Origin of the sequence: Micromonospora sp. DH13 (genome assembly GCF_020873825.1) — a bacterium.
GTDB classification, from domain to species: domain Bacteria; phylum Actinomycetota; class Actinomycetes; order Mycobacteriales; family Micromonosporaceae; genus Micromonospora; species Micromonospora haikouensis.
On the sequence record NZ_JAHWGR010000049.1, the window covers coordinates 19,445 to 43,194 of the forward strand.

General features: G+C 75.1%; 18 protein-coding genes. 17 read left to right on the plus strand and 1 reads right to left on the minus strand.

Annotated elements, in window-relative coordinates; genetic code table 11:
* Positions 1 to 72: 72 nt before the first annotated feature.
* The 3 genes from LPA42_RS30685 to LPA42_RS30695 all read left to right on the plus strand — a co-directional run bounded on the left by LPA42_RS30685 (position 73) and on the right by LPA42_RS30695 (position 3,995).
* On the plus strand, positions 73 to 1,008 hold the full coding sequence (locus tag LPA42_RS30685) for an acyl-ACP desaturase (protein WP_077939384.1): 936 nt from the start codon (positions 73 to 75) through the stop codon (positions 1,006 to 1,008).
* 184 nt (positions 1,009 to 1,192) lie between these two features.
* Positions 1,193 to 2,242 (plus strand): S1 family peptidase, encoded by a 1,050-nt coding sequence (locus LPA42_RS30690; RefSeq protein WP_228987048.1) that lies wholly within the window; start codon positions 1,193 to 1,195, stop codon positions 2,240 to 2,242.
* A gap of 154 nt (positions 2,243 to 2,396) precedes the next feature.
* Positions 2,397 to 3,995, plus strand: coding sequence for an MFS transporter (locus LPA42_RS30695; RefSeq protein WP_077939386.1), 1,599 nt, complete (start codon positions 2,397 to 2,399; stop codon positions 3,993 to 3,995).
* A gap of 95 nt (positions 3,996 to 4,090) precedes the next feature.
* On the opposite strand, the gene LPA42_RS30700 is transcribed toward LPA42_RS30695, so the two are convergent.
* Positions 4,091 to 4,729, minus strand: a complete 639-nt coding sequence (locus tag LPA42_RS30700) for a DUF998 domain-containing protein (RefSeq protein WP_077939387.1) — start codon at positions 4,727 to 4,729, stop codon at positions 4,091 to 4,093.
* Between the two features lie 219 nt (positions 4,730 to 4,948).
* Here LPA42_RS30700 and aspS point away from each other — a divergent pair, with 219 nt between their 5' ends.
* The 14 genes from aspS (at position 4,949) to LPA42_RS30770 (ending at position 23,545) form a co-directional block, all read left to right on the plus strand.
* Positions 4,949 to 6,754, plus strand: a complete 1,806-nt coding sequence (aspS, locus tag LPA42_RS30705; RefSeq protein ID WP_074478700.1) for an aspartate--tRNA ligase — start codon at positions 4,949 to 4,951, stop codon at positions 6,752 to 6,754.
* A gap of 103 nt (positions 6,755 to 6,857) precedes the next feature.
* Positions 6,858 to 7,670: a sugar nucleotide-binding protein gene (locus LPA42_RS30710; protein ID WP_077939388.1), complete on the plus strand. Its 813-nt coding sequence runs from the start codon at positions 6,858 to 6,860 to the stop codon at positions 7,668 to 7,670.
* 72 nt (positions 7,671 to 7,742) lie between these two features.
* The gene (locus tag LPA42_RS30715) at positions 7,743 to 8,399 is read left to right on the plus strand and encodes a helix-turn-helix transcriptional regulator (protein WP_077939389.1); all 657 of its coding nucleotides are present in this window, start codon (positions 7,743 to 7,745) and stop codon (positions 8,397 to 8,399) included.
* A complete protein-coding gene (locus LPA42_RS30720) occupies positions 8,396 to 9,709 on the plus strand; it encodes an MFS transporter (RefSeq protein ID WP_077939390.1) in 1,314 nt (437 codons plus the stop codon). Before LPA42_RS30715 ends, LPA42_RS30720 begins: the two co-directional genes overlap by 4 nt.
* 175 nt (positions 9,710 to 9,884) lie before the next feature.
* Positions 9,885 to 10,097 carry a hypothetical protein gene (locus tag LPA42_RS30725; RefSeq protein WP_074478696.1) on the plus strand — a complete coding sequence of 71 codons (213 nt, stop codon included), beginning with the start codon at positions 9,885 to 9,887 and terminating at the stop codon, positions 10,095 to 10,097.
* 75 nt (positions 10,098 to 10,172) lie between these two features.
* Positions 10,173 to 11,669 (plus strand): replication-associated recombination protein A, encoded by a 1,497-nt coding sequence (locus LPA42_RS30730; RefSeq protein ID WP_077939391.1) that lies wholly within the window; start codon positions 10,173 to 10,175, stop codon positions 11,667 to 11,669.
* A gap of 2,888 nt (positions 11,670 to 14,557) precedes the next feature.
* Entirely contained in the window at positions 14,558 to 15,184 is a 627-nt protein-coding gene (locus LPA42_RS30735) for a hypothetical protein (RefSeq protein ID WP_077939398.1), read from the plus strand.
* 149 nt (positions 15,185 to 15,333) lie between these two features.
* Complete coding sequence (locus LPA42_RS30740; protein ID WP_043967924.1) at positions 15,334 to 15,795, plus strand: DUF948 domain-containing protein; 462 nt, start codon at positions 15,334 to 15,336, stop codon at positions 15,793 to 15,795.
* 27 nt (positions 15,796 to 15,822) lie between these two features.
* A complete protein-coding gene (locus tag LPA42_RS30745; RefSeq protein ID WP_043967926.1) occupies positions 15,823 to 16,128 on the plus strand; it encodes a hypothetical protein in 306 nt (101 codons plus the stop codon).
* Entirely contained in the window at positions 16,125 to 18,803 is a 2,679-nt protein-coding gene (gene alaS / locus LPA42_RS30750; RefSeq protein ID WP_077939393.1) for an alanine--tRNA ligase, read from the plus strand. The genes LPA42_RS30745 and alaS overlap by 4 nt, the downstream gene beginning before the upstream one ends.
* Positions 18,804 to 18,941: 138 nt before the next feature.
* Positions 18,942 to 19,403: a Holliday junction resolvase RuvX gene (gene ruvX, locus LPA42_RS30755; protein WP_077939394.1), complete on the plus strand. Its 462-nt coding sequence runs from the start codon at positions 18,942 to 18,944 to the stop codon at positions 19,401 to 19,403.
* Complete coding sequence (gene mltG, locus LPA42_RS30760) at positions 19,400 to 20,602, plus strand: endolytic transglycosylase MltG (protein ID WP_077939395.1); 1,203 nt, start codon at positions 19,400 to 19,402, stop codon at positions 20,600 to 20,602. The genes ruvX and mltG overlap by 4 nt, the downstream gene beginning before the upstream one ends.
* Positions 20,602 to 21,444 (plus strand): shikimate dehydrogenase, encoded by an 843-nt coding sequence (locus LPA42_RS30765; protein WP_077939396.1) that lies wholly within the window; start codon positions 20,602 to 20,604, stop codon positions 21,442 to 21,444. Before mltG ends, LPA42_RS30765 begins: the two co-directional genes overlap by 1 nt.
* A 232-nt stretch (positions 21,445 to 21,676) precedes the next feature.
* Positions 21,677 to 23,545 (plus strand): glycerophosphodiester phosphodiesterase family protein, encoded by a 1,869-nt coding sequence (locus LPA42_RS30770; RefSeq protein ID WP_077939397.1) that lies wholly within the window; start codon positions 21,677 to 21,679, stop codon positions 23,543 to 23,545.
* Positions 23,546 to 23,750 lie beyond the last annotated feature (205 nt).

Consider the following 23,750-nt stretch of genomic DNA (forward strand, 5'->3'; position numbering starts at 1 on the left):
CCGGGCGTTACTGGCGCGTACGGCGCGGAGGACCTACGGTGGCGTAAGTTACGCCACCGTAGGGAGAACGTCGTGACCGAACTCAGCCAGACCGCCCTGCTCGTCGAGCTCGAACCCGTCGTGGCGAAGAACCTCGACCGCCACCTCTCGATGGCGAAGGAGTGGTTCCCGCACGAGTACGTGCCGTGGAGCGAGGGGCGCACCTTCGACGGCCCGCTCGGTGGCGAGGCGTGGTCGCCGCAGGACTCGACGATCCCCGAGATCGCGCGCACCGCGCTGATCGTGAACCTGCTGACCGAGGACAACCTCCCCTCGTACCACCACCAGATCGCCACCCTCTTCGGCCCGGACGGGGCGTGGGGGACGTGGGTGGGCCGGTGGACCGCCGAGGAGGGCCGGCACGGCACCGCCATCCGCGACTACCTGACGGTGACCCGGGCGGTGGACCCGGTGGCGCTGGAGCGGGCCCGGATGGTGCACATGACCGCCGGCTACACCAACTCCCACGACGAATCGATGCTGCGCTCGCTGGCGTACGTGTCGTTCCAGGAGCTGGCCACCCGGATCTCGCACCGCAACACGGGCCGGGTGGCCGGCGACCCGGTGTGCGAGGCGCTGCTGGCCCGCGTCGCCGCCGACGAGAACCTGCACATGGTCTTCTATCGCAACCTGCTCGCCGCCGCCCTGGAGGTGGCCCCGAGCCAGGCGATGCGGGCCATCGCCGAGGTCCTCGCCGACTTCCAGATGCCCGGCGTGGGCATCGAGGGCTTCGCCCGCAAGTCGGTGGCGATCGCCCTGGCCGGCATCTACGACCTGCGCCAGCACCGTGACGAGGTGGTCGTCCCGGTGCTGCGCCAGTGGGACATCTTCAACGTGACCGGGCTGAACGCCGACGGCGAGGCCGCCCGCGACCAGATCGCCGCCCACCTGGACACCCTCGAGGTCCACGCGTCCCGTTTCGAGGAGAAGCGCGACGCCCGCGCGGCCCGCCTGGCCGCCGCCCGCTGACCCGTCTCCCGGAACGGGGGTGGCGGGTGGCTGGGGTGAAACGGGGCGAAGCCGGGTCTTGCGAGTTAATCCAAGTATGTGAATACTTCAGTTCACTCGGCCGGTTCACCCCAGCTCCGGCCGGTGGTCCTCGGGTCCGTCACCCCCGGCGCGACCCGTTCACCCCCTTCCGGGAGGTTGTTACATGCGACCCACGAGGTCAACGCTCCTCCGCGCCGTGTCCGTCGCCGCCGCCGGCACCCTGGTCGCCACCGCGCTGATCGGCGCCCCCGCCCAGGCCGCCCCCGCCGCCTCGCCCGACGCCGCCGCCACCCTGGCCGAGCGGCTCGGTGACCGCTCCGCCGGCACGTACGCCGACGCCAGCGGCAAGATGGTCGTCACCGTGACCGACGCGGCCGCCGCCCGTCAGGTCCGCGCCTCCGGCGCCATCGCCAAGCTCGTCAAGCGGGGCGCCGCCGAGCTCGACCGGGCCACCGCCGAGCTGGAGCGCTCCGCGAAGATCCCGGGCACCGCGTGGTGGACCGACCCGGTCACCAACCAGGTCGTCGTCTCCGTCGACAGCACCGTCACCGGCGCCAAGCTGGAGCGCGTCAAGGCCGCCGCCGCCCGGACCGGCGGCGCCGTCCGCATCGAGGCCGAGGCCGGCGTGCTGAGCACCCGCATCTCCGGCGGCCAGGCGATCTACGCCGCCGGCGGCGGCCGCTGCTCGCTCGGCTTCAACGTGCGCAGCAGCTCCGGCGTGACCTACTTCCTGACCGCCGGGCACTGCACCAACATCGCCTCGACCTGGTACTCGAACTCGGGCCAGACCAGCGTCCTGGGCACCCGCGCCGGCACCAGCTTCCCGGGCAACGACTACGGCATCGTCCGGCACAGCAACTCCGCCAACGCGACCGGCAACGTCTCCCTCTACAACGGCACCTACCGGGACGTCACCGGCGCGGCCAACGCGTACGTCGGCCAGAGCGTGCAGCGCTCCGGCAGCACCACCGGCGTGCACAGCGGCACGGTCGGGGCGCTCAACGCCACCGTCAACTACGCCGAGGGCTCCGTCTCCGGCCTGATCCGCACCAACGTCTGCGCCGAGCCGGGCGACAGCGGCGGCTCGCTGTTCAGCGGCAGCAGCGCCATCGGCCTCACCTCCGGCGGCAGCGGCAACTGCACCCGCGGCGGCACCACCTACTTCCAGCCGGTCACCGAGGCGCTCAGCGTCTACGGCGTCAGCATCATCTGATCCACCACGCCCTCGCGAAGCGGGTCGCCGGCCTCCGGCGGCCCGCTTCCGGCGTACCCCCGGAACCGGCGCAGCCGCGAGGAGCGGCGGCCCGGTCGGGCGGGATCCGCGCGCGGATCGACTGGGCGGGCCGAACCGGGGTACGTTGCGCCCGGTGAGCGCCACACCGCCTTCCGCCCCGCCCGCGTCGGCCTGGGCCCCGCTGCGCCTCGCCGTGTTCCGCAGCCTGTGGCTGGCCGTGCTGGCCAGCAACGTCGGCACCTGGATGCAGACCGTCGGCGCCCAGTGGCTGCTGGTCGAGCAACCCAACGCCCCCACCCTGGTCGCCCTCGTGCAGACCGCGAGCATGCTGCCGGTGCTGTTGCTGGCCCTGCCGGCCGGCGCGCTCGCCGACACCCTCGACCGGCGTCGGCTGCTCATCGGCGTGCAGTGCTTCCTGGCCGCCGTGGGGGTGCTGCTGACCGCGCTCACCGCCGCCGACCGGATGCCGCCGGCCCTGCTGCTCACCCTCACCTTCGCCCTCGGCGTCGGCCAGGCCCTAACCCTGCCCGCCTGGCAGGCGGTGATCCCGGAGCTGGTGCCCCGGGAACAGCTTGTCAGCGCCTCCGCGCTCGGCTCGATCAGCGTCAACCTGGCTCGCTCCGTCGGCCCGGCGGTGGCCGGCGTGCTGGTCGCCCAGGCCGGGGTGGCCGTGGTCTTCGCGGTGAACACCGCGTCCTTCGCGATCTTCGCCGGGGCGCTGCTGCGCTGGCGGCCGGACCGCCCCGACGGCCCGGCCATGCCGGAACGGTTCACCGCCGCGCTGCGCGCCGGCGGCCGGTACGTGCGCCACTCGCCGGTCGTCCGCCGCATCCTGCTGCGGGCCGCGCTGTTCGTGGTGCCCGGCAGCGCGCTGTGGGCGCTGCTGCCGCTGGTGGCCAGCCAGCGCCTCGGCCTGGGCCCCGGCGGGTACGGCGTGCTGCTCGCCGCGCTCGGCGTCGGCGCGGTCGCCGGCGCGCTCGTGCTGCCCCGGGTGCGCCGGGCGCTCACCGCCAGCCAGCTCCTCCTCGTCGCCGGGCTGGTCTACGGCGGGACGCTGCTGGTGCTCGCCCTCGTGCCCGTGCCGGCCCTGGTCACGGCGGCGCTGGTGCCCGCCGGGCTGGCCTGGATGACCGTGCTGTCCACCGTGAACGCCGCGATGCAGCTCTTCCTCCCCGGCTGGGTACGCGCCCGGGGGCTGTCGGTCTACCAGATGGTCTTCGCCGGCGGGCAGGCGCTCGGCGCCCTCGCCTGGGGCGCGCTCGGCGAACTCGCCGGCCTGGTCACCGCGCTCGCCGTGGCCGGGGCGGCCATGGCCGTCGCCGCGCTCACCGTGCCGCTGTGGCCGCTGCGCGACACCCGCGGGGTCGACCGGGACCCGGCCGTCTACTGGCCCGAGCCGCACCTGACCCTGGACGCGCACCCGCGCACCGGGCCCGTGCTGGTGACCGTCTCCTACACCGTGCCGCCCGAGCGGCAGGACGCCTTCGTCGAGGCGATGCGGGCGGTGGGCCGGTCGCGGCGGCGCACCGGGGCGATGCGCTGGGGGCTGTTCCGGGCGGGGGAGCGGGCGCACGGCTTCGTCGAGGTCTACCAGGTGCCGTCCTGGGAGGAACACCTGCGCCAGCACGGCGGCCGGCTCACCGGCGCGGACCGGGCGGCGGAGGAGCGGGCGAGGGCGCTCACCGAGGGCGAGGTCCACGTCGCCCACCTCCTCCCCGCCGACGAGCCGTAGCAGGGATGCAAGGAAGGGCACCTTGTTAACGCTTTCTGTTGTACAGGGGCCCCCTGTTAACACCACGGGCCGCGGTGCGCCCGGCGGTGCCGTGGTCAGCGCCGGGCCAGCCACCCGGCGACCAGCAACGGGCAGAGCGCCTCCGCGCCGGCGGCCACCCGCTCGGCCAGGCCGACCCGGTCACCGCCGGTGGCCAGCTCGACCGCGAACCAGGCCACCGGCACCAGCAGCCCCACCGCCAGTGCCGCCCAGGCGGCCCGCCCGCGGGCGTACCCGTCAGGGGCGGGCCGGTCGCCGCCCGCCGACCCGACCGCGTCGCGTCGGGGACGGCCGGCCCGTGGCCCGTCTCCGGCGGGGGCGAGCACTGGCCAGAGGGCCAGCGCGCCGAACGCGACGGCGGCGGCCAGCCCGTGCGGCGCCGAGCCGCCGGCGGCCGGCAGCGGAAACGCCGCCACCGCGAGCGTGGCGACCCCGCCCAGCGCGAGCAGCGCCCGCGCCCCGACCGCCAGCGGACGCAGCCCGGCGGCGGTCACGCAGTGGCACAGGCCGAGCCCGACGAGGCCGAGCGTCATGATCCACCGGTCGGCCGCGCCGACGGCCGCGAGCGCGCTGATCGTGCCGGTGACCTGGTCGAAACCGCCGGGCTGCCGGGCCGCGCCGAGCAGCCAGCCGCCGACCAGGAAGACCGGCGCCGCGCCGGCGGAGAGCAGGGCCCACGGGGGTACGACACGCATCCGGCACACCGTACGCGGCGCGGGGCGGATCGGCGCGTCGGCGGTGCTCCGGCGGTGCTCCCGCGGTGCGGGGCGGGTTAGCAGGGGTCCCTTGTACAACAGAAAGCGTTAACAAGGGGCCCCTCCTTACCCCCAACCGCGCCCGGTGACGGCGGGGGGCGGGGCACCCTGACAGAATGCGAGGGCAGACCGAACGCAGACGATGAGGAGACGCAAGCCGTGATCCGTACCCATGACGCCGGCAGCCTGCGCGCGACGGACGCCGGCACCACGGTGACGCTCGCCGGGTGGGTCGCCCGCCGGCGCGACCACGGCGGTGTCATCTTCGTCGATCTGCGCGACGCCTCGGGCGTCGTGCAGGTGGTCTTCCGCGAGGAGGACGCCCACGCGCTGCGCAACGAGTTCTGCGTGAAGGTGACCGGCGAGGTGACCCGCCGGCCCGAGGGCAACGAGAACCCGGAGCTGCCCACCGGCGAGATCGAGGTGACCGCGAGCGGCCTGGAGGTGCTCTCGGAGGCCGCGCCGCTGCCGCTGCCCGTCGACGACCAGGTCGAGGCCGGCGACGACATCCGGCTCAAGTACCGCTACCTGGACCTGCGCCGGGGCGGCCCGGCGAAGGCGATGCGGCTGCGGTCGCGGGCCAACCAGCTCGCCCGCGGCGTGCTGCACGAGCGTGACTTCCTGGAGATCGAGACGCCGACGCTGACCCGGTCCACCCCGGAGGGCGCGCGCGACTTCCTGGTCCCGGTCCGGCTCCAGCCGGGCAGCTGGTACGCGCTGCCGCAGTCCCCGCAGCTGTTCAAGCAGCTGCTGATGGTCGGCGGCATGGAGCGCTACTACCAGATCGCCCGCTGCTACCGCGACGAGGACTTCCGCGCCGACCGGCAGCCGGAGTTCACCCAGCTCGACATCGAGATGTCCTTCGTCACCGAGGACGACGTGATCGACCTCGGCGAGGCGATCGTGTCGGCGCTCTGGTCCGACCTGGCCGGCTACGAGATCCCCCGGCCCATCCCGCGCATCACCTGGCACGACGCGATGGCCCGGTACGGCTCCGACAAGCCGGACCTGCGCTACGGCGTGGAGCTGACCGAGCTGACGGACTACCTGCGCGGCACGGCGTTCCGGGTGTTCGCCGGGGCGATCGACGCGGGCGGGTACGTGGGCGCGGTCGTCATGCCGGGCGGCGCGGGCCAGACCCGCAAGGAGCTGGACGGCTGGCAGGACTGGGCGAAGGCGCGCGGCGCGAAGGGCCTCGCGTACGTGGTGCTCGACGCCGAGACCGGCGCGCCGCGGGGCCCGGTGGCGAAGAACCTCTCCGAGGAGCACCTGGCGGGGCTGGCCGACGCGGTCGGCGCGAAGCCCGGCGACGCGGTGTTCTTCGCGGCCAGCGCCGACGCCCGGGAGGCGCAGGAGCTGCTCGGCGCGGCCCGCATCGAGATCGCCAAGCGGGCGAAGCTGATCGACGAGAGCGCGTGGGCGTTCTGCTGGGTGGTCGACGCCCCGATGTTCGAGAAGACCGACGAGGGCGGCTGGACGGCCGTGCACCACCCGTTCACCTCGCCGAACGCCGAGTGGGTGGACCGGTTCGAGGAGGCGCCGGACCGGGCGCTGGCGTACGCGTACGACATCGTCTGCAACGGCAACGAGATCGGCGGCGGGTCGATCCGTATCCACCGGGGCGACGTGCAGCAGCGGGTGTTCGACCTGCTCGGCATCACCCCCGCCGAGGCGCAGGACAAGTTCGGCTTCCTGCTGGAGGCGTTCAAGTACGGCGCACCGCCGCACGGCGGCATCGCGTTCGGCTGGGACCGGGTCTGCATGCTGCTGGCCGGCGCGGACTCGATCCGCGAGGTGATCGCGTTCCCGAAGACCCGGGGCGGCTTCGACCCGCTGACGGGCGCGCCGACGCCGATCACCGCGCAGCAGCGCGCCGAGGCGGGCATCGACGCCAAGCCGAAGGCCCCGACCGGGGCGCACGCCGGCACCGCCGGCCCGGCCGCCCCGGTGGCCGACCCGGTCTGAGCCGACCGAGGCGATCCTGGCCCGAGCCGAGGCAACAGGAGCGACCGGCGATCCGGCGGGCGGCCCCACGGTGGGCCGTCCGCCGTCGGGGAGGGGGCGACGCGTGACGCTGCTCGTGGTGGGTGCCAGCGGGTACCTCGGCGGCGAGGTGTGCCGCCGGGCGGTCGCGGCGGGGCGGCGGGTGGTCGGCACGTACCACGCCAACCCGGGCGCGCCGGCCGGCGTCGAGGCGCGGCGGCTCGACGTGACCGACCGGGCCGCCGTGCGCGCGCTGGTCGCGGCGGTGCGGCCGGCCGCCGTGGTGAGCACCCCCTACCGGTACGACGACTGGACGGTCACCGCCGACGGCGCGGCGAACGTGGCGTACGCCGCCGCGGAGGCGGGCGCGCGGCTGGTGCACCTGTCCAGCGACGCGCTGCACGCCGGCCGGCCCGAGCCGTACGCCGACGACGACGTGCCGACGCCGGTGTTCGCGTACGGGGCGGCGAAGGCGGCGGCGGAGACCGCCGTGCGGGCGGTCGACCCGGGCGCGGCGCTGGTGCGTACCTCGTTGATCGTGGGCGACGAGCGGAGCAAGCAGGTCCGGCTCTGCCTGGCCGCCCTCGCGGGCCGGGGGGCCCTGTTCACCGACGAGCTGCGCTGCCCGGTCGACGTGGGCGACCTGGCCGCCGCCGTGCTGGAGCTGGCCGCGTCGGACTACGCCGGCCCGCTCAACGTGGCGGGGCCGGACGCGGTCAGCCGCGCCGAGCTGGGGCTGCTGGTGGCGCGGCGGTTCGGGCTCGACCCGGGCGGCCTGCGGACCGCCACGAGCGCCGCGTCGGGCCTGGTCCGCCCCGTCGAGGTACGCCTCGACAGCTCCCGCGCCGCCGGCCTGCTGCGCACCCGCCTGCGCGGGGTGCACGAGCTGCTCGGCTGAACCGACCCCGTCGCATCCCCGACTCTGCACAGAAGTTGTGCATAACTTCTGTGCACAGTTATTGTGCATGCCATGGAGAACGTCCCGGAGAACGAGGGGGCGCGGCCCGCGCCGCGCACCGTCCGGCTCGACCACCGGCAGGTGCGGGTGCTCGCCCACCCCCTGCGCATGCGCCTCGTCGGGGCGCTGCGGGTGAAGGGCCCCGCCACCGCCACCGACCTCGCCGAGACGCTCGGCACCAACACCGGCGCGACCAGCTACCACCTGCGGCAGCTCGCCGAGGTCGGCCTGGTCGTGGAGGACCCGGAGCTGGGCACCGGCCGGCAGCGCTACTGGCGCGCCGCACACCAGGTGACCCAGTGGGAGCCCAGCGACTACGACGACGACCCCGACGCCCGCGCCGCGATCGAGTGGATCGAGGGCGACCAGGTGCGCTACCTGACGCAACACGCCGAGCAGTGGTTCGCCCGGCGGCACGAGTGGTCGCCGGCCTGGCGCGACGCGTTCGGCATGGGCGACGTGTTCATGACCGTCCCGCCCGAGCGCCTCCAGGCCCTCAAGGACGAGCTCTGGGCGGTCTTCGAGCGCTACCGGGCGGAGGCCGACCCCGCCGCGCCCGGCGCCGAGCAGGTGCAGATCTACCTGGCCGCCTACCCGATGCTGGCCGAGCTGCGCCTCGCCGCCCCGATCTCCGACGCCGCCCCGCTTCCCGGCGAGGACAAGCCGTGACCGCGCTGACCGTACGCCAGGTCCAGGTCCGCTACCTGGTCCTGTACGGCCTGCGCTGGCTGCCGGGCGGCCTGATGATCCCGGTGATGATCCTGCTGATGCAGGAGCGCGGGATGTCGCTGTCCCAGATCGGCCTGGCCGGCATCGCGCAGGGCCTCATCGTCCTCGCGCTGGAGCTGCCGACCGGCGGGCTCGCCGACGCGCTCGGCCGCAAGCCGGTGCTCGCCGTGGCCTGGGCCGTCGGCCTCGTCTCGTTCGCCGTCTTCGCCGTGGCGCACTCGTTCTGGCTGTTCTTCCTGGCCTGGGCGCTGCAGGGCGTCTACCGCGCGCTCGACAGCGGCCCCCTGGAGTCCTGGTACGTCGACGCGACCCTCGCCGCCGACCCCGACGCCGAGTACGAGCGCGGCCTCGGCCACGCCGGCACGGTCATCGGCCTCGCCATCGGCGCGGGCGCGCTGCTCAGCGGCGGCCTCGTCGCCCTCGGCCCGGTCGGGCCGGTCAGCGCGCTGACCCTGCCGGTGCTGGCCGCCATCGTGCTGCAGGCCGTGCTGCTGGTCGCGTTGCTGGTCCTGCTCCGGGAGGCACGCACCGCCCGGGGGCCGGCGGCCCTGCGCGCCTCGGTGGTGGCGGCCCCCCGCATGGTCGGGCAGGCGGTCGGCCTGCTGCGCCGCTCCCGGGTGCTGCTCGCCCTGGTCGCGGTCGAGCTGTTCTGGGGCTTCGGCATGGTCACCTTCGAGACGCTGCTGCCCGTACGCCTCGCCGAGGTGGTCGGCGACGCCGACCGGGCCGCCGCGCTGCTCGGCCCGGCCAGCTCGGCGGCCTGGCTGGCCAACGCCCTCGGTGCCGCGCTCATCCCGCTCCTGTCCCGCCGGATCGGGGCCGCGCCGGCCGCCGGGCTGCTGCGGATCCTGCAGGGCGCGACCGTGGTCGGCATGGGCCTGCTCGCCGGCCCGGTGGGGGTGATCGTCGCCTACCTGGCCTGCTACGCCGTGCACGGCGCGTCGAACCCGCTGCACATGGGGCTGCTGCACCGACAGGTCGACGGCCCGTACCGCACCAGCGTGCTCTCGCTCAACTCGATGATGGCCCAGCCGGCCGGTGCGCTCGGCGCGCTGACGCTGACGGCCCTCGCCGAGCACACCAGTGTCAGCGCGGCGATGCTGGTCGGCGCGGTGGTGCTCGCCATGGCCGCCCCGCTGTACCTGCCCGCCTGGCGGGCCGGTCGTGCCCCCGCTCCCGCTGTTGCCGCCCCTGCCGTACCGGCTCCCGCCGCCGCTACCGATCCCGCCACCTCCCCGGTTCGGCAGTGAGAAGGGGACCCTTCTCTACCGCAGGCGTTAACAGGGGGCCCTTCCTTGCACCGCGGGCGAGCGGGCGGTGACCCACCGTCTCCGCGGCGAGCCCGGTCCACCGTGGAGATTGGCGATCGGACCGATTGGGTACATCACGCGGCGACCTACTGGGAACCCCCACCGGAGGACCGTCATGCTCGCCATTCTCGCGGCCGTCGTCTTCGGCTTCGCCCTGTTGATCGACCTGCTCGACACCAACTTCGGCGCGCCGGACCTGTTCAATGTGCACACCCTGCTGATGCTGGGCCTGCTGCTGCTCTCCCTCTACCTGGCCGGCGTGGGCAGCGGCCCGCGCGGCGGTGGCGGCGGCCGCTGGTACCGGGGCCGCCGCCCCGGCCGTGGCTGACCGTAAATGATCTAACCGGGCCGGGCCCGCAGCGCAGTTCCGGCGCGGCGGACCGGGCCCGGTACTGTCTTCGTGATGGAGTCCGACGCTCTCTTCTCGCTCGGCGCACCCGCCGGGGCGCACGGCGCCCCCACGGGTGCCGTCGGCGTCGACGGCTTCACCCCCGTGGCGGCCGACTCGCCGCTTCCCGTCCGGATGCGCCCGGCCAGCATCGACGAGCTGGTGGGGCAGCAGCACCTGCTCGCACCGGGTGCGCCGCTGCGCCAACTCGTCGGCGGCGTCACCCCGATGTCGGTGATCCTCTGGGGGCCGCCCGGCTGCGGGAAGACCACGATCGCCCACCTTGTGGCGAACGCCACCGACCGCCGCTTCGTGGCCATGTCGGCGCTCACCGCCGGGGTCAAGGACGTCCGCGCGGTGATCGACACCGCCCGCCGGCAGCGCCGCTCCGGGGGCCCGCCGACCGTCCTGTTCATCGACGAGGTGCACCGGTTCAGCAAGACCCAGCAGGATTCGCTGCTCGCCGCGGTGGAGGACCGTACGGTCACCCTGCTCGCGGCGACCACGGAGAACCCGTACTTCTCGGTCATCTCACCGCTGCTGTCGCGGTGCGTGCTGCTCACCCTCCAGCCGCTGGACGACGCGGCCGTGCGCGACCTGCTGCGCCGGGCGGTCACCGACGCGCGCGGCCTCGCCGGCGCGTTCACCCTCCAGGCCGACGCCGAGGACCATCTCGTCCGCCTCGCCGGCGGCGACGTGCGCAAGGCCCTGACCGCCCTGGAGGCCGCGGCGGCCTCGGCGGCGGCGCTGGGCCTCGACCGGATCGACCTGGCCACCGCCGAGCAGGCGGTGGACGTCGCGGCGGTGCGCTACGACCGGGCCGGCGACGCGCACTACGACGTGACCAGCGCCTTCATCAAGAGCATGCGCGGCTCCGACGTCGACGCGGCGCTGCACTGGCTGGCCCGGATGCTGGTGGCCGGCGAGGACGCCCGGTTCATCGCCCGCCGCCTGGTCATCTTCGCCAGCGAGGATGTCGGGATGGCCGACCCGGGCGCGCTGGGTGTGGCCACCGCCGCCGCGCAGGCCGTGGAGTTCGTCGGCCTGCCCGAGGCGCAGCTCAACCTCGCCCAGGCCGTGATCCACCTGGCCACCGCGCCCAAGTCCAACTCGGCGACCACCGCGATCGGGGCCGCCACGGCCGACGTCCGCGCCGGCCGGGGCGGACCGGTCCCGCGCGGCCTGCGCGACGCCCACTACTCCGGCGCGCGGGGGCTCGGCCACGGCACGGGCTACCGCTACCCGCACGACGACCCCCGGGGAGTGGTCGCCCAGCAGTACGCTCCCGACGACCTTGTCGGTGCCGACTACTACCGTCCCAGCGGGCACGGTGCGGAGCGGGCGGTGGCCGCCCGGCTGCCCCTGCTGCGTCGGATCGTCCGGGGGCTGCCGGCCCCGGCACGTCCGGACGAACCCGCCCCGGCAGGGAACGGCCGCCACCCGTCGGGCAACGGGCACGCCAGCGCGGCGGACGAGGACGGCACGGGCGCCGTCGGGGAGGGTCAGCAGTGAGATCCCGTGGTTCGGAGCGACCGGAGGACGGCCCCGAGGAGCAGCGCGAGCCGCGCCCCAAGGGGCGCCGGTGGGGCCGGGGCCGACCCGACAGCGAGCCCGAGGAGCCGGTGGCCGGCGAGGAGTTCGGCTGGATCGACGACCTGCGCTCCGCCAAGCAGCAGCGCGGCGAGCTGGGGCCCGGCGGCGCGCCGGGACAGGCACCGCCGCCCGACCAGCCCGACCCGCAGGCACGACAGGCTCCGACCGCGCCCGCGGCCCCGGCGCGCGGCGGCGAACCGGGTCCGGCGCGCCCGCGACCGGTCGACGGCCCGTGGCCCGGCTCGCCGCAGCCGGCCCGCCGCCCCGGGCCCGCCGAGCCGCCCCGCCCGCCGCAGGCCGCACCGCCGCACCTTCCGCCGCAGGGCCCTCCGCAGCCGCCCCACCAGCCGAACCGCCCGCCGCACGGCTCGGCGGAACCGCCCCGGGCTCCCCAGCAGGCGGCGAGGCCACCGCAGGGCCCCGCGCAGCCGCCGGCCCCGCCGGCCGGGCCGATGCCGGGGCCGGCCCACTCGTCGGTCCCGCCCCGCCCGACGGGTCAACCGTCCGGGCCGCCGTACCCGGCGGGTCAGCCCGCCCGGGCCCCGTACCCGGCGGACGCCGCGCCCCGGCGCCCGCGCGACGACGGTGAACCGTCCGGCGAACTGCCCCGAGCGGCGGCACCGGCGGGCGAGCGGGCCGGCGGACCCTCGTCGGCTACCGGTGCACCCGGGCAGCGCCCCCGCCCGCTGGGTCCGCCCGGAGCACCCGTGTCCCCGCCCGCGCGTGGTGGTCAGCCCTCCACCGGCGACTGGCCGGTCGTCCCCGCCGGGTCGCCCCCGGCCGGCCGGGCCGCCGCCCCGGCACCTCCCGCCGGCCGGGCCGCCGCCCCGGCACCTCCCGCCGGCCGGGCCGCCGCCCCGCCGCCCCCTGCCGGCCGGGCCGTCAGCCCGCCGCCTCCGGCCGGTCGGGCCGCCGCTGCGCCGTCCGGGCCGCACCGCGCCGCGCCGGGGCCCGCGGGCCCGCCCTACCCGGCCCCGATGCCTCCCGGCGACGAGCCCCGGCGCGGGCCGGCGGGCGAGCGCCCCGGCGGCCCCGCCGCACCCGCCGCGGACGAGCCGACGGGTCGTGGCACCGCCGGGCCGGTCGCGCCCGTGCCCGGCCCGGTCGGTCGCCGGCGGGCCGCCGAGGAGCAGCCGCCGATCGTCCCGCTCAGCGGCAACGCCCCCGAGGTGCCCGGGGTGCCCAACGGCCCCACCGGCGCGGATCCGGCCGTCGCCCAGGGGCCGACGGCCGCAGGCCGGGAGCCAGGCGGCCGCCGCCGGGCCCAGCCCGAGGCGGACCCGGGCGAGGCGACGTCGCACCGTCCGACCGGCCCCGTCGACACCGGGTACCCCGGCCCCGTCGAGCCTGGCGGCCCCCCGCAGGGCCGGGGCGACCGGCCGCAGCGTCCGGCGGAGTGGCTGCGCCAGGCCGGTCGGGGCACCCACACGGACACCGCGATGCCGATGGTCAACCGGGCGGGCGTGCCCGCGCCGCCGCCGGGTGTCGCGCCGCCGGTCGGGGAGCCGGGCCACCGGCCCGGTGACGGCGGCCGGGGCACCGGGGCGCCGCACGGCACCGGTGCCGTGCCGGCAGCCCCGATGGGCAGGGCCCGGCCCGCCACGGCGCCCGTCGACCCGGCGGAGGAGCCGGTCCCACTGCCCACCGGCCGGGCGGCGGCGCCGTCCCGTCCGCAGGTCGCGGGCCCACGCACCGGGGAACCCCGTCCGCCGGCAGATCCCCGTGCGGGAGGCCGCCGTCCGGCAGCCGACCCGCGTACGGGCGAGGTGGGCCGGCCGCCGGTGGATCCGCGTACGGGTGAGCTGCGGTCCCCTGCGGTGGATCCGCGTACGGGTGAGCTGCGGCCGCCGGTGGCGGATCCGCGCACCGGTGAAATGCGTCCCGGGCCGGTGGAGGAGCGCCGCCCGCAGGCCCCGCCGGTCGGGTCCGGCCCTCGGCCCGGTGCCGGCCCCCGCTCCAGCCCGGATCCCCGGTCCGGGGCTGCGGCCGGCCCTCGGCCCGCAGGCTCCGCCCCCGAGTCCGGGCCGACCGCTCGGGCGTCGGCGGCCCCCACCGCGCCCGGTCGAGCCACCCCACCCGGTGGTCCCGCTGCCGGCCGGGTTGTTCCCGGGTCCGGTGGCGCCGGCCCGGTCCACCCGCCGTCCGGCCCCGCCGGCCGGGCCGCGCCTCCGTCCGGCCCCGCCGCGCCTCCGCCCGGTCCTGGCGGCCGGGACGTGCCTCCGCCCGGTCCCGCAGGGCGCGCGACGCCGCCGGGGGGTCCCGCCGGCCGGGCCGCGCCGACCGCCGGCCCCCACCAGCCCGGCGTGGCACGGGCGGTGGTCCCGCCCGGTCGCCCGGGCGAGCGGCCGGCCGACCAGGCCGACGGCCGCGCGGCCCCGCCGTCACGCGACTCCGGCAGCGCGGCGGTGCCGCAGCGCGGCCCCGGCCCCGTGCCGCCGGCGCAGCCGGGCGGGCCCGGCGAGGCGCACCCGCACCACCGTCCCCCGGAGCCGGCAGCCGGTGCGGCGTCGGTGGTCCGCCCCGACCAGCCGCCCGCGGTGGCCCGGGCCGCCGCCGTGGTGCCGGCCGTCGACGTGCCCCCGTCCCGACCCGGCCCGGACGCGGACCGGCCCGGCCCGCAGGAGCACCGGCTCGGCCCGGGCCCCGCCGCCCGACCGGGCGGCGACGCATCCGGCCCCGGCCCCGACGGCGCGGAGCCTGCCGGGGCGGCCCAGTTGCGCCGGGCCGCCACCGCGGACGACCCGGACGATGCGGACGAGGACGCGTCGGGCGGCCTGCGCGGCGCCCGGTCGGAGCTGCGGCGGCAGATGCGGGAGCGTCGCCGGCTGCGGATGGGCATCCTCGCGCTGGTCAGCGTGGTGCTGCTGGGTGCCCTGCCGCTCTACTTCGGCATCCGTACGCTGAGCCGCGACCCCGTCTTCGACACCCTCGACGGGCTGAACGTGCCCGGCTGGGCGGCCACGAAGACCGTCGACAACGTCAGCGGCAGCCGCTGGTGCGTGGAGGAGTGCCGGCTGCGCGAGCGCACCGTCGAGTCGCAGCGGCCGGTCGAGGAGACGGCGCGGGCCTACGAGCGGGCCCTGACCGAGTCCGGCTGGCAGCAGTGGAAGGTGACCCGCTGCCCCGAGCAGCCGGCAAAGGGCGACTACACCTGCTGGCGTCGCGACGAGCTGACCCTCGACCTGTGGGTACGCGAGCCGACCTGCGTCCCGCCGCCGATCGACGGGGAGCCCGCCCCGACGTCCCTGGCCACGCCCCCCGCAGCGGGGGAGTGCAATGGGTCGTTGGTGTCGGTGAAGGTCCGCAACGCCATCGACGACGAGCGGACCCGGCCCCAGCCGAGCACCGACCCGTCGCTCACCGGCGAGGATCCCTTCCCGACCCTGAGCGAGGATCCGCTCGGCGAGTTGACGCCGACACCGTCACCGTCGTGAGCCGGGTTTCATCACTGACGGTAGGGTCTGGGGCTGGTAGGCCCGCCTGCCCCCGCTGACCCGGGGCGGGTCGCCGTACGACGGTGTGGGTATGACGGTCGCGCGTTCCGGGGCGTCGGGCCCCGGAACTCTGCTCGAGGAGGACAGGCGTGAGTTTTGGAGAGGTCGCGGCGCTGATCGCGGCGATCGCGTTCGCGATGCTCGTGTTGATCCTGACGCTGCCCATCCTGCGGCTGCGGCACACCGTGGACGCGGCCACCCGCATGATCAACGACCTCAACGACCGCACCGCGCCCCTGCTCGGTGACGTCAACACCACCGTGAAGAACGTCAACACCGCCCTGGAGCAGGTGCAGGTCTCGCTGGACGGGGTCAACCTCCAGCTGGCCAAGGTGGACACGATGACCACCCACGCCCAGAACGTCACCGCCAACGTGGCGAACCTGGCCACCGTGGTCTCCGCCGCCGCCGCGAACCCGCTGGTGAAGGTGGCCGCCTTCGGCTACGGCGTACGCCGGGCCGCCGCCGCCCGCCGGCACGCCGAGACCGAGCGCGAGGTGCGCGACACCATCAAGCAGCAGCGCCGCGCCGCCAAGCGCGGCAACGCCTGAGCCGGCCGGCGACGGAGGGATGAGATCATGAGGCGCCTGTTCTGGCTGGGCATCGGGCTGGCCGTCGGCGTGGTGGTGGTGCGCAAGGCGACCCAGGCCGCGCACGCGTACACGCCGGCCGGCATCGCCGGTGGCCTGTCGCAATCCGCTGGCGGTCTGGTGGAGTCGCTGCGTAGCTTCGTGGAGGACGTCCGGATCGGGATGGCCGAGCGCGAGCAGGAGATCCACGAGGCGTTCGCCCGGGGCGAGGCGTTCGACGACCAGTTCGCCGAGCTGCGGGAGGACCCGCGCATCGGCGACCGAGAGATCTTTCCGGAGGAGCACCAGCGATGAAGACGGCGGAGATCAAGCGGCGGTATCTCGCCCACTTCGAGGCGAACGGCCATGCCGTGGTGCCGTCCGCTCCGCTGCCCGCCATCAGCGACCCGAACCTGCTGTTCGTCAACGCCGGCATGGTGCAGTTCGTCCCCTACTTCCTGGGGCAGCACACCCCGCCCTACTCCCGGGCGGTCAGCGTGCAGAAGTGCATCCGCACCCCGGACATCGACGAGGTCGGCAAGACCAGCCGGCACGGCACGTTCTTCCAGATGAACGGCAACTTCTCCTTCGGTGACTACTTCAAGGCCGGGGCGATCCCGCTCGCTTGGGACCTGGTCACCAAGTCGGTCGCCGAGGGCGGCTTCGGGCTGGACCCGGAGCGGATCTGGGCGACGGTCTACCTCGACGACGACGAGGCGGCCGAGATCTGGCGTTCCGTCGGCATGCCGGCCGAGCGGATCGTCCGGCGGGGCAAGAAGGACAACTTCTGGTCGATGGGCATCCCCGGCCCGGCCGGCCCGTGCTCCGAGCTGTACTACGACCGGGGCCCCGCCTACGGGCGCGAGGGCGGCCCGGAGGTCGACGAGGACCGGTACCTGGAGTTCTGGAACCTCGTCTTCATGCAGTTCCAGATCGACGACGTGCAGAGCAAGGAGCACTTCCAGATCGTCGGCGAGCTGCCGAAGAAGAACATCGACACCGGCATGGGCCTGGAGCGGATGGCGTCGCTGCTGCAGGGCGTCGACAACCTCTACGAGATCGACGAGGTCCGGCCGATCCTGGCGCGCGCCGCCGAGCTGACCGGCAAGCGGTACGGTGCGCACTCCGGCCACGTCGCCAGCGAGTCGCACCCCGACGACGTGCGGCTGCGGGTGATCGCCGACCACGTGCGCACCGCGCTGATGCTGATCGGCGACGGGGTCACCCCGAGCAACGAGGGGCGCGGGTACGTGCTGCGCCGCATCATGCGCCGCGCCATCCGGGCGGTGCGGCTGCTCGGCTGGCAGGACCGGGCGCTGCCCGAGCTGCTGCCGGTGGCGCGGGACTGCATGGCCCCGTCCTACCCGGAGCTGTCGGCCGAGTTCGACCGGATCTCGCAGTACGCGTACGCCGAGGAGGACGCCTTCCTGGCGACGCTGCGTGCCGGGACGACGATCCTGGACACGGCGATCGCCGAGACCAAGTCGGCGGGCAAGCCGGCGCTGTCGGGCGACAAGGCGTTCCAGCTGCACGACACCTACGGCTTCCCGATCGACCTGACCCTGGAGATCGCGGCCGAGCAGGGCCTCCAGGTCGACGCCGACGGCTTCCGCCGGCTGATGGCCGACCAGCGGGCGCGGGCCAAGGCCGACGCGCGGGCGCGCAAGACCGGGCACACCGACCTGTCGGCGTACCGGTCGGTGCTGGACGCGGGCGGGCCGGTGGAGTTCACCGGCTACACGGAGCTGAACCGGGAGTCCCGGGTCCGTGCCGTGCTCGCCGGCGGCGACCAGGTCGGCGCGGCCGCCGAGGGCGACACGGTCGAGCTGGTGCTCGACACCACCCCCTTCTACGCCGAGGGCGGCGGCCAGCAGCCCGACCAGGGCCTGATCACCGTCGGCGGCGGCCAGGTCGAGGTCTTCGACGTGCAGCAGCCGGTGCCGGGCCTGATCGTGCACCGCGCCCGCGTCGTCCGGGGCGAGGTGCGCGCCGGCGAGACGGGGTACGCCGAGATCGACGTGACCCGGCGGCGGGCCATCTCGCGCTCGCACACGGCCACCCACCTGGTGCACCAGACGATGCGCAACTTCCTCGGCGAGTCGGCGACCCAGGCCGGTTCGCTGAACGCGCCGGGCCGGCTGCGGTTCGACTTCAACACCCCGACCGGGGTGTCGCCGAGCGTCCTGCACGACGTGGAGCAGCAGGTCAACGAGGTGCTCCTGGCCGACCTGGAGGTGCACGCCTTCGTCACCAGCCAGGAGGAGGCCCGCCGCATCGGCGCGATGGCGCTGTTCGGCGAGAAGTACGGCGAGCGGGTGCGGGTCGTCGAGGTCGGCGACTACGCCCGGGAGCTGTGCGGCGGCACCCACGTGGCCCGCTCGGCCCAGCTCGGCCTCGTCAAGATCCTCTCCGAGGCGTCGGTCGGTTCGGGCGTACGCCGCATCGAGGCGCTCGTCGGCATGGACGCGTTCGGCTTCCTGGCCCGCGAGCACCTGCTGGTCTCCCGGCTCGCCGAGCTGTTCCGGGTCCCCGGCGACCAGGTCGCCGACCGGGTGGAGCAGACCGTCACCCAGCTCCGCGACGCCGAGAAGGAGCTGGAGAAGCTGCGTGCCCAGCTCGTGCTCGGCGGAGCGGCGGCCCTCGCCGGGCAGGCGAAGGACGTACGCGGGGTGGCGTACGTCGGCACCGAGGCGCCCGAGGGCGCGGCCGGCAACGACGTGCGGACCCTGGCCCAGGAGATCCGGGGCAAGATCGACCCGGCCCGTCCGGCCGTGGTGGCCGTGGCGGCCCGGTCGAACGGCAAGGCGTCCCTCGTGGTGGCCGTGAACGCGGCGGCCCGCAGCCGGGGCCTGGCGGCGAAGGACCTGGTCAAGGCGGCGTTCTCCGGCCGGGGCGGCGGCAGCGACGACCTGGCCCAGGGCGGCGGCCTGCCGGCGGCCGAGGCGCCGAAGCTGCTGGCCACGGTCGAGCAGGCGATCGCCGACGCGTAGCGCGCCGCACGTCGGGTCAGGGCGGGCCGTCACGGTCCGCCCTGACCCGTTCCAGGGCAGGACGAAAACCGCTTGCTGGGCGGACAACGGTCTTTTCAGGGCAGGATGAACGGTCTTTCAGGGCAGGATGAACGGAACATGACCGAAACGGTGCACGGTGTCCGGCTGGGCGTCGACGTGGGGCAGGTGCGGGTCGGGGTCGCCCGCTCCGACCCGCACGGGGTGCTGGCCACCCCGCTGGTGACACTCGCCCGGGACCTGACAGCGGCCGAGGACGCGGTGCCCAGCGACATGGCCGGGATCGTCGCCCTGATCGCCGAGCACGAGTGCGTCGAGGTGGTCGTCGGCCTACCGGTCAACCTCTCCGGCCAGCACGGCCCGGCCGCCCGGAATGTGAAGGCGTATGCTGACCGGTTGGCTGACGTAATAGCGCCCGTTCCGGTAACGCTCACCGACGAGAGGATGTCGACGGTCGTGGCTTCTCGTAGGCTTGCCGAGCGTGGCGTCCGGGGAAAGCGCCAACGCGCGGTGGTCGACCAGGCCGCCGCGGTCGAGATCCTGCAGAGCTGGCTGGACGCGCAGCGGAGGCGGACGCGATGATCGACGATCTGGACCTCGGTTTCGACGAGTCGGAACGGAGTGGCGACAAGGGCAAGCACCGGCGCAGCTACGTACGCAAGCGCAAGGGTGAGTCGGGCGGGAGCGGGGGCAAGACCGCCCTCGCCCTGCTGATGGCCTTCGTGCTGCTCGGCGTCATCGGCGGCGGGGCCTTCTACGGCTTCGACCGGGTGCAGAGCTACTTCGTCACCCCCGACTACGACGGGGCCGGCACCGGCGAGGTGACCGTCGAGATCAAGCAGGGCGCGCTGATCGCCGACATGGCCGTCGCGCTCTACGACGCCGGGGTGGTCAAGAGCGCCAAGGCGTTCATCGAGGCGGCCGAGGCCAACTCGCGCAGCAAGAACATCCAGCCCGGCACCTACAAGGTGCGCAAGCAGATGAGCGGCGAGCAGGCCCTGGTCATGCTGCTCGACCTCAAGAACAAGATCACCAACCAGGTCACCATCCCCGAGGGCCGCACCGCCAAGAACGTCTACAAGCTGCTGTCGGAGAAGACCAAGATCCCGGTCAAGGAGTTCGAGGCCGCCGCGAAGGACCCGGAGGGGCTCGGCGTGCCGGACTGGTGGTTCAAGCGCACCGACGGCAAGCCGTCGAAGAAGTCGATCGAGGGCTTCCTCTACCCGGACACGTACGAGATTCCGCCGAAGGCCACCGCCGAGATCCTGCTGTCGACGATGGTGCAGAACTTCCTCACCGTCACCGGCGAGATGAAGTTCGTCGACCGGGTGCAGGAGGAGCGGGGCGGCATCAGCCCGTACGAGGCGCTGATCGTCGCGTCCCTCGCCCAGGCCGAGGCCGGCAACAAGGACGACCTCGGCAAGGTCGCCCGGGTGGCCTACAACCGGGTGTACGGCGAGTTCCCGTGCAACTGCCTGGAGATGGACGTCACGGTCAACTACTACTTCGAGTCCATCGGCAAGGAGGGCAAGAAGTCGAAGGACATGACCCAGGCCGAGCTGGACGACAAGAAGAACCCGTACAACCGCAAGCTGCGGGGGATGATCCCCACCCCGATCAACAACCCGGGCAAGCAGGCCATGGAGGGGGCCATGGACCCGCCCCCCGGCAAGTGGCTCTGGTTCGTGGCGATCGACGACAAGGGCCACTCCGCCTTCGCCGAGACCTACGAGCAGCAGTTGAAGAACGAGGCGAAGGCCAAGGAGGCCGGGATCATCTGATGACGACGCCACGGCGGGCGGCGGTGGTCGGCAAGCCGATCAGTCACTCCCTCTCCCCGGTGATCCACAACGCCGGCTACGCCGCCGCCGGCCTCGCCGGGTGGTCGTACACGACGATCGAGTGCGCGGAGGCGGAGCTGGCGGCGATGGTCGCCGGCCTCGGCCCCGAGTGGGCCGGGCTGTCGGTGACCATGCCCTGCAAGGAGGCCACCCTCGCCCTCGCGGCCGAGGTGTCGCCCGTCGCCGCCGCGATGGGCGCGGCGAACACGCTGGTCCACCGCCCCGACGGCTCCTGGTACGCGGACAACACCGATGCCGCCGGCATGATCGAGCTGCTCGGCGCGGCCGGCGTGCCGCCGGGGGCCCGGTTCACCGTGCTCGGCGCGGGCGGCACTGCGCGGGCCGCCCTGGCCGCCGCCGCCCGCCTCGGCTCGGGCACGGTGACCGTGGTGGCCCGTCGCACGTCGGCCATCGACGAGCTGCGCCCGGCCGCCGACGCGCTCGGCCTGCGCCTAGCCGGTGCCGACTGGGCCGATGCGGCCGGGCACACCGACGCCGACGTGGTCGTCTCCACCGTCCCGAAGGGCGTCGCCGACCCGATCGCGGCGCACGCCCGGTGGCGGCCCGGCGCGGTCTACTTCGACGCGTTGTACGATCCGTGGCCCACGCCCCTCGCCGCCTCGGCCGAGGCGGCCGGCTGCCGGGTCGTGTCCGGGCTGGATCTGCTGGTCGCCCAGGCGGTCGGCCAGTTCGAGCACTTCACCGGCGTCCGTGCCCCGGTCGCGGCGATGGCCGCCGCGCTGTCGGCCGAGGTAGGCATCGAGATCCGCCCGACCCGCTAGCGCCCCGACTCGCCCCGACTCGCCCCGCGTGGCTGCGCGGCGTGGCGGCGCGGCCGGTTCAGCGCCGCCATGTCGGCGACATGGCGGTATCCGCGCCCACGGATACCGCCATCTTCCCGACATTCGCCGTCCACCGAGCGGACCGGTGGCCCGCCGGGTGTGCATCCGGGGGTCGGCCGGTGTCAGCTGTGACGACACCGGACGTTCGGGCGCGGTTCCTAGCGTGCGGGGCATGTTGACCTTGAACCGACGGCCGCGCCGGCCCGTGGCCGTCCTCGTGGCGCTCGCCACGACCGCCGGCCTGTTCGCCGCCGTTCCCGTTTCCGCCCCCGCCGCCGCCGCGAAGCCCGGTGACGTCGTCGTCGCCGAGGACTTCTCCACCGGTACGCTGCCCGCCGGCTGGCGGGCCATCGACGGCGAGTGGACGGTGCGCGACGGCCGGCTGCGCGGCACCGCCACCAGCGGCACCAAGAAGATCACCTTCGGCCGGCACCTCACCGACTTCCGGTTCTCCGCCACCGTCCGCTTCGAGTCCGTCGCCGAGGCGACCCGGTGGACGGCGCTCGGCCTCGACGTGCCCGCCGACGGGCGTACCCCGTGGTGGATCGCGACCATGCGCAGCGGCACCACTGCCGCGAACGGCCTGGAGTTCGCCCAGCTCACCACCGCCAACGCCTGGAACGTCACCAACACCGGCTCGGCACCGTACGCCGCCGGCACCGGGCGGGACATGAAGGTCGCCGTGGAGGTGCACGGCAACCAGGCCCGCTGGTTCCTCGACGGCCGCCAGCTGCTGCGCACCAGCAGCCTCACCCGGTCCACCGACGGCGGGCAGGCCCTGATCGTCAACGGCGGCAGCGTCTCCTTCGACGACGTGCTGGTCACCGAGCTGCCGCCGAACGGCTACCTGCGCCCGGCCGGCGCACCGCTGACCATCATCGCCCACCGGGGCGCGTCCGCCGCCGCCCCCGAGAACACGCTCGTCGCGCAGGAGATCGCCCGCCGCTCCGGCGCGGACTTCGTCGAGAACGACGTGCAGCCCAGCCGCGACGGGGTCCCGTTCGTGCTGCACGACGCCACCGTCGACCGCACCACCGACGGCTCGGGCGCGATCCGTACGCTCACCGCCGCCCAGCTCAAGGCGCTCGACGCCGGCTCCTGGTTCGCCCCGCAGTACGCCGGGGCCCGGCTGCCCACCCTCGCCGAGCAGCTCGCCGACCTGCGGACCCGGGGCGGCAACCTGCTGCTGGAGATCAAGGGCGCGCACACCCGCGACGAGGTGGCCCGCATCGTCGAGGTGATCCGCGCCGAGAAGATGACGGCGCGCGTCTTCGTGCAGAGCTTCGAGGTCGACGCCCTGCGGTTCACCCGGGAACTCGCCCCCGAGCTGCCGACCGGCCTGCTGCGCAGCGGCCTGGACGCCGACCCGGTCGCCGTGGCGCGGGAGCTGGGCGTCACGGCGTACAACGCGACGGGTACGGCGCTGCTGGCCCGGCCGTCGGTGGTCGCCGACCTGCACGCCGCCGGTGTCGCCGTCATGGCCTGGACGGTCGACTCGCCGGCCCAGTGGCAGCAGCTGGAGCGGATCGGCACCGACGGGATCATCACGAACCGGCCGGCGCAGCTGGCCGGCTGGAACGCGGCCGGTCAGCTCGGCGCGGCCGTCCCCACCGTGTCGATCGCCGCCCTGGCCGACGGCGTCGAGCTGGACCGGGCGCAGCGGCCGGTGCTCACCGTGCCGGCCACCGACGCCGACACCGTGACCGTCACCCTCGACGGGGCGGCGGTGCCGGTGGGCAAGCCCCTCGACCTGACCGCGCTGGCGGCCGGCGCGCACCGGCTGCGCGCCGTGGCGACCGGCCCGAAGGGCACCGCCACCGCCGAGGCCACCTTCACCGTGGCGGTGACCCCGGCGGGCCTCGGTCACCTGGTGCTCACCTCCGGCGCGGCGGACCAGGCGCTGACGGTGCTCACCAACCACCTGGTCAAGGGCCGGTACGCGGAGCTGGCCCGGTACGCCGACCAGCACGCCGGCCGCTTCCTGCCGGAGGCGAAGGCCCGCGTCATCGCCGCCGACGCCCGCGCCCTGGCCACCCGCTAACCCCGGCCCCGCCCTCTGCGTGCGCCCCGCCTCGCCCCGGTCGGTGATCAAGAGGTTTGCGTCATCGTGATGATCAAACTTGACGCTTTTCTCTTGATCACCGGGCCGGGGCCTGGGCCCGGGGAGGGGGTGAGGTGGTGGTTGGGGTTCAGTGCTGTGGGGCAGGCTTGCCGTCAGTCCACAAGGACTCGAAGTGCTCGACGTA

What these genes read in the sequence shown, in the direction of transcription:
- LPA42_RS30690 (WP_228987048.1), top strand. Translation starts at nt 1,193, where the DNA reads ATGCGACCCACGAGGTCAACGCTCCTCCGCGCCGTGTCCGTCGCCGCC.
- LPA42_RS30700 (WP_077939387.1), bottom strand. Translation starts at nt 4,729, where the DNA reads ATGCGTGTCGTACCCCCGTGGGCCCTGCTCTCCGCCGGCGCGGCGCCG.
- LPA42_RS30715 (WP_077939389.1), top strand. Translation starts at nt 7,743, where the DNA reads ATGGAGAACGTCCCGGAGAACGAGGGGGCGCGGCCCGCGCCGCGCACC.
- LPA42_RS30725 (WP_074478696.1), top strand. Translation starts at nt 9,885, where the DNA reads ATGCTCGCCATTCTCGCGGCCGTCGTCTTCGGCTTCGCCCTGTTGATC.
- LPA42_RS30730 (WP_077939391.1), top strand. Translation starts at nt 10,173, where the DNA reads ATGGAGTCCGACGCTCTCTTCTCGCTCGGCGCACCCGCCGGGGCGCAC.
- LPA42_RS30735 (WP_077939398.1), top strand. Translation starts at nt 14,558, where the DNA reads ATGCGGGAGCGTCGCCGGCTGCGGATGGGCATCCTCGCGCTGGTCAGC.
- LPA42_RS30745 (WP_043967926.1), top strand. Translation starts at nt 15,823, where the DNA reads ATGAGGCGCCTGTTCTGGCTGGGCATCGGGCTGGCCGTCGGCGTGGTG.
- alaS (WP_077939393.1), top strand. Translation starts at nt 16,125, where the DNA reads ATGAAGACGGCGGAGATCAAGCGGCGGTATCTCGCCCACTTCGAGGCG.
- ruvX (WP_077939394.1), top strand. Translation starts at nt 18,942, where the DNA reads ATGACCGAAACGGTGCACGGTGTCCGGCTGGGCGTCGACGTGGGGCAG.
- mltG (WP_077939395.1), top strand. Translation starts at nt 19,400, where the DNA reads ATGATCGACGATCTGGACCTCGGTTTCGACGAGTCGGAACGGAGTGGC.
- LPA42_RS30765 (WP_077939396.1), top strand. Translation starts at nt 20,602, where the DNA reads ATGACGACGCCACGGCGGGCGGCGGTGGTCGGCAAGCCGATCAGTCAC.
- LPA42_RS30770 (WP_077939397.1), top strand. Translation starts at nt 21,677, where the DNA reads ATGTTGACCTTGAACCGACGGCCGCGCCGGCCCGTGGCCGTCCTCGTG.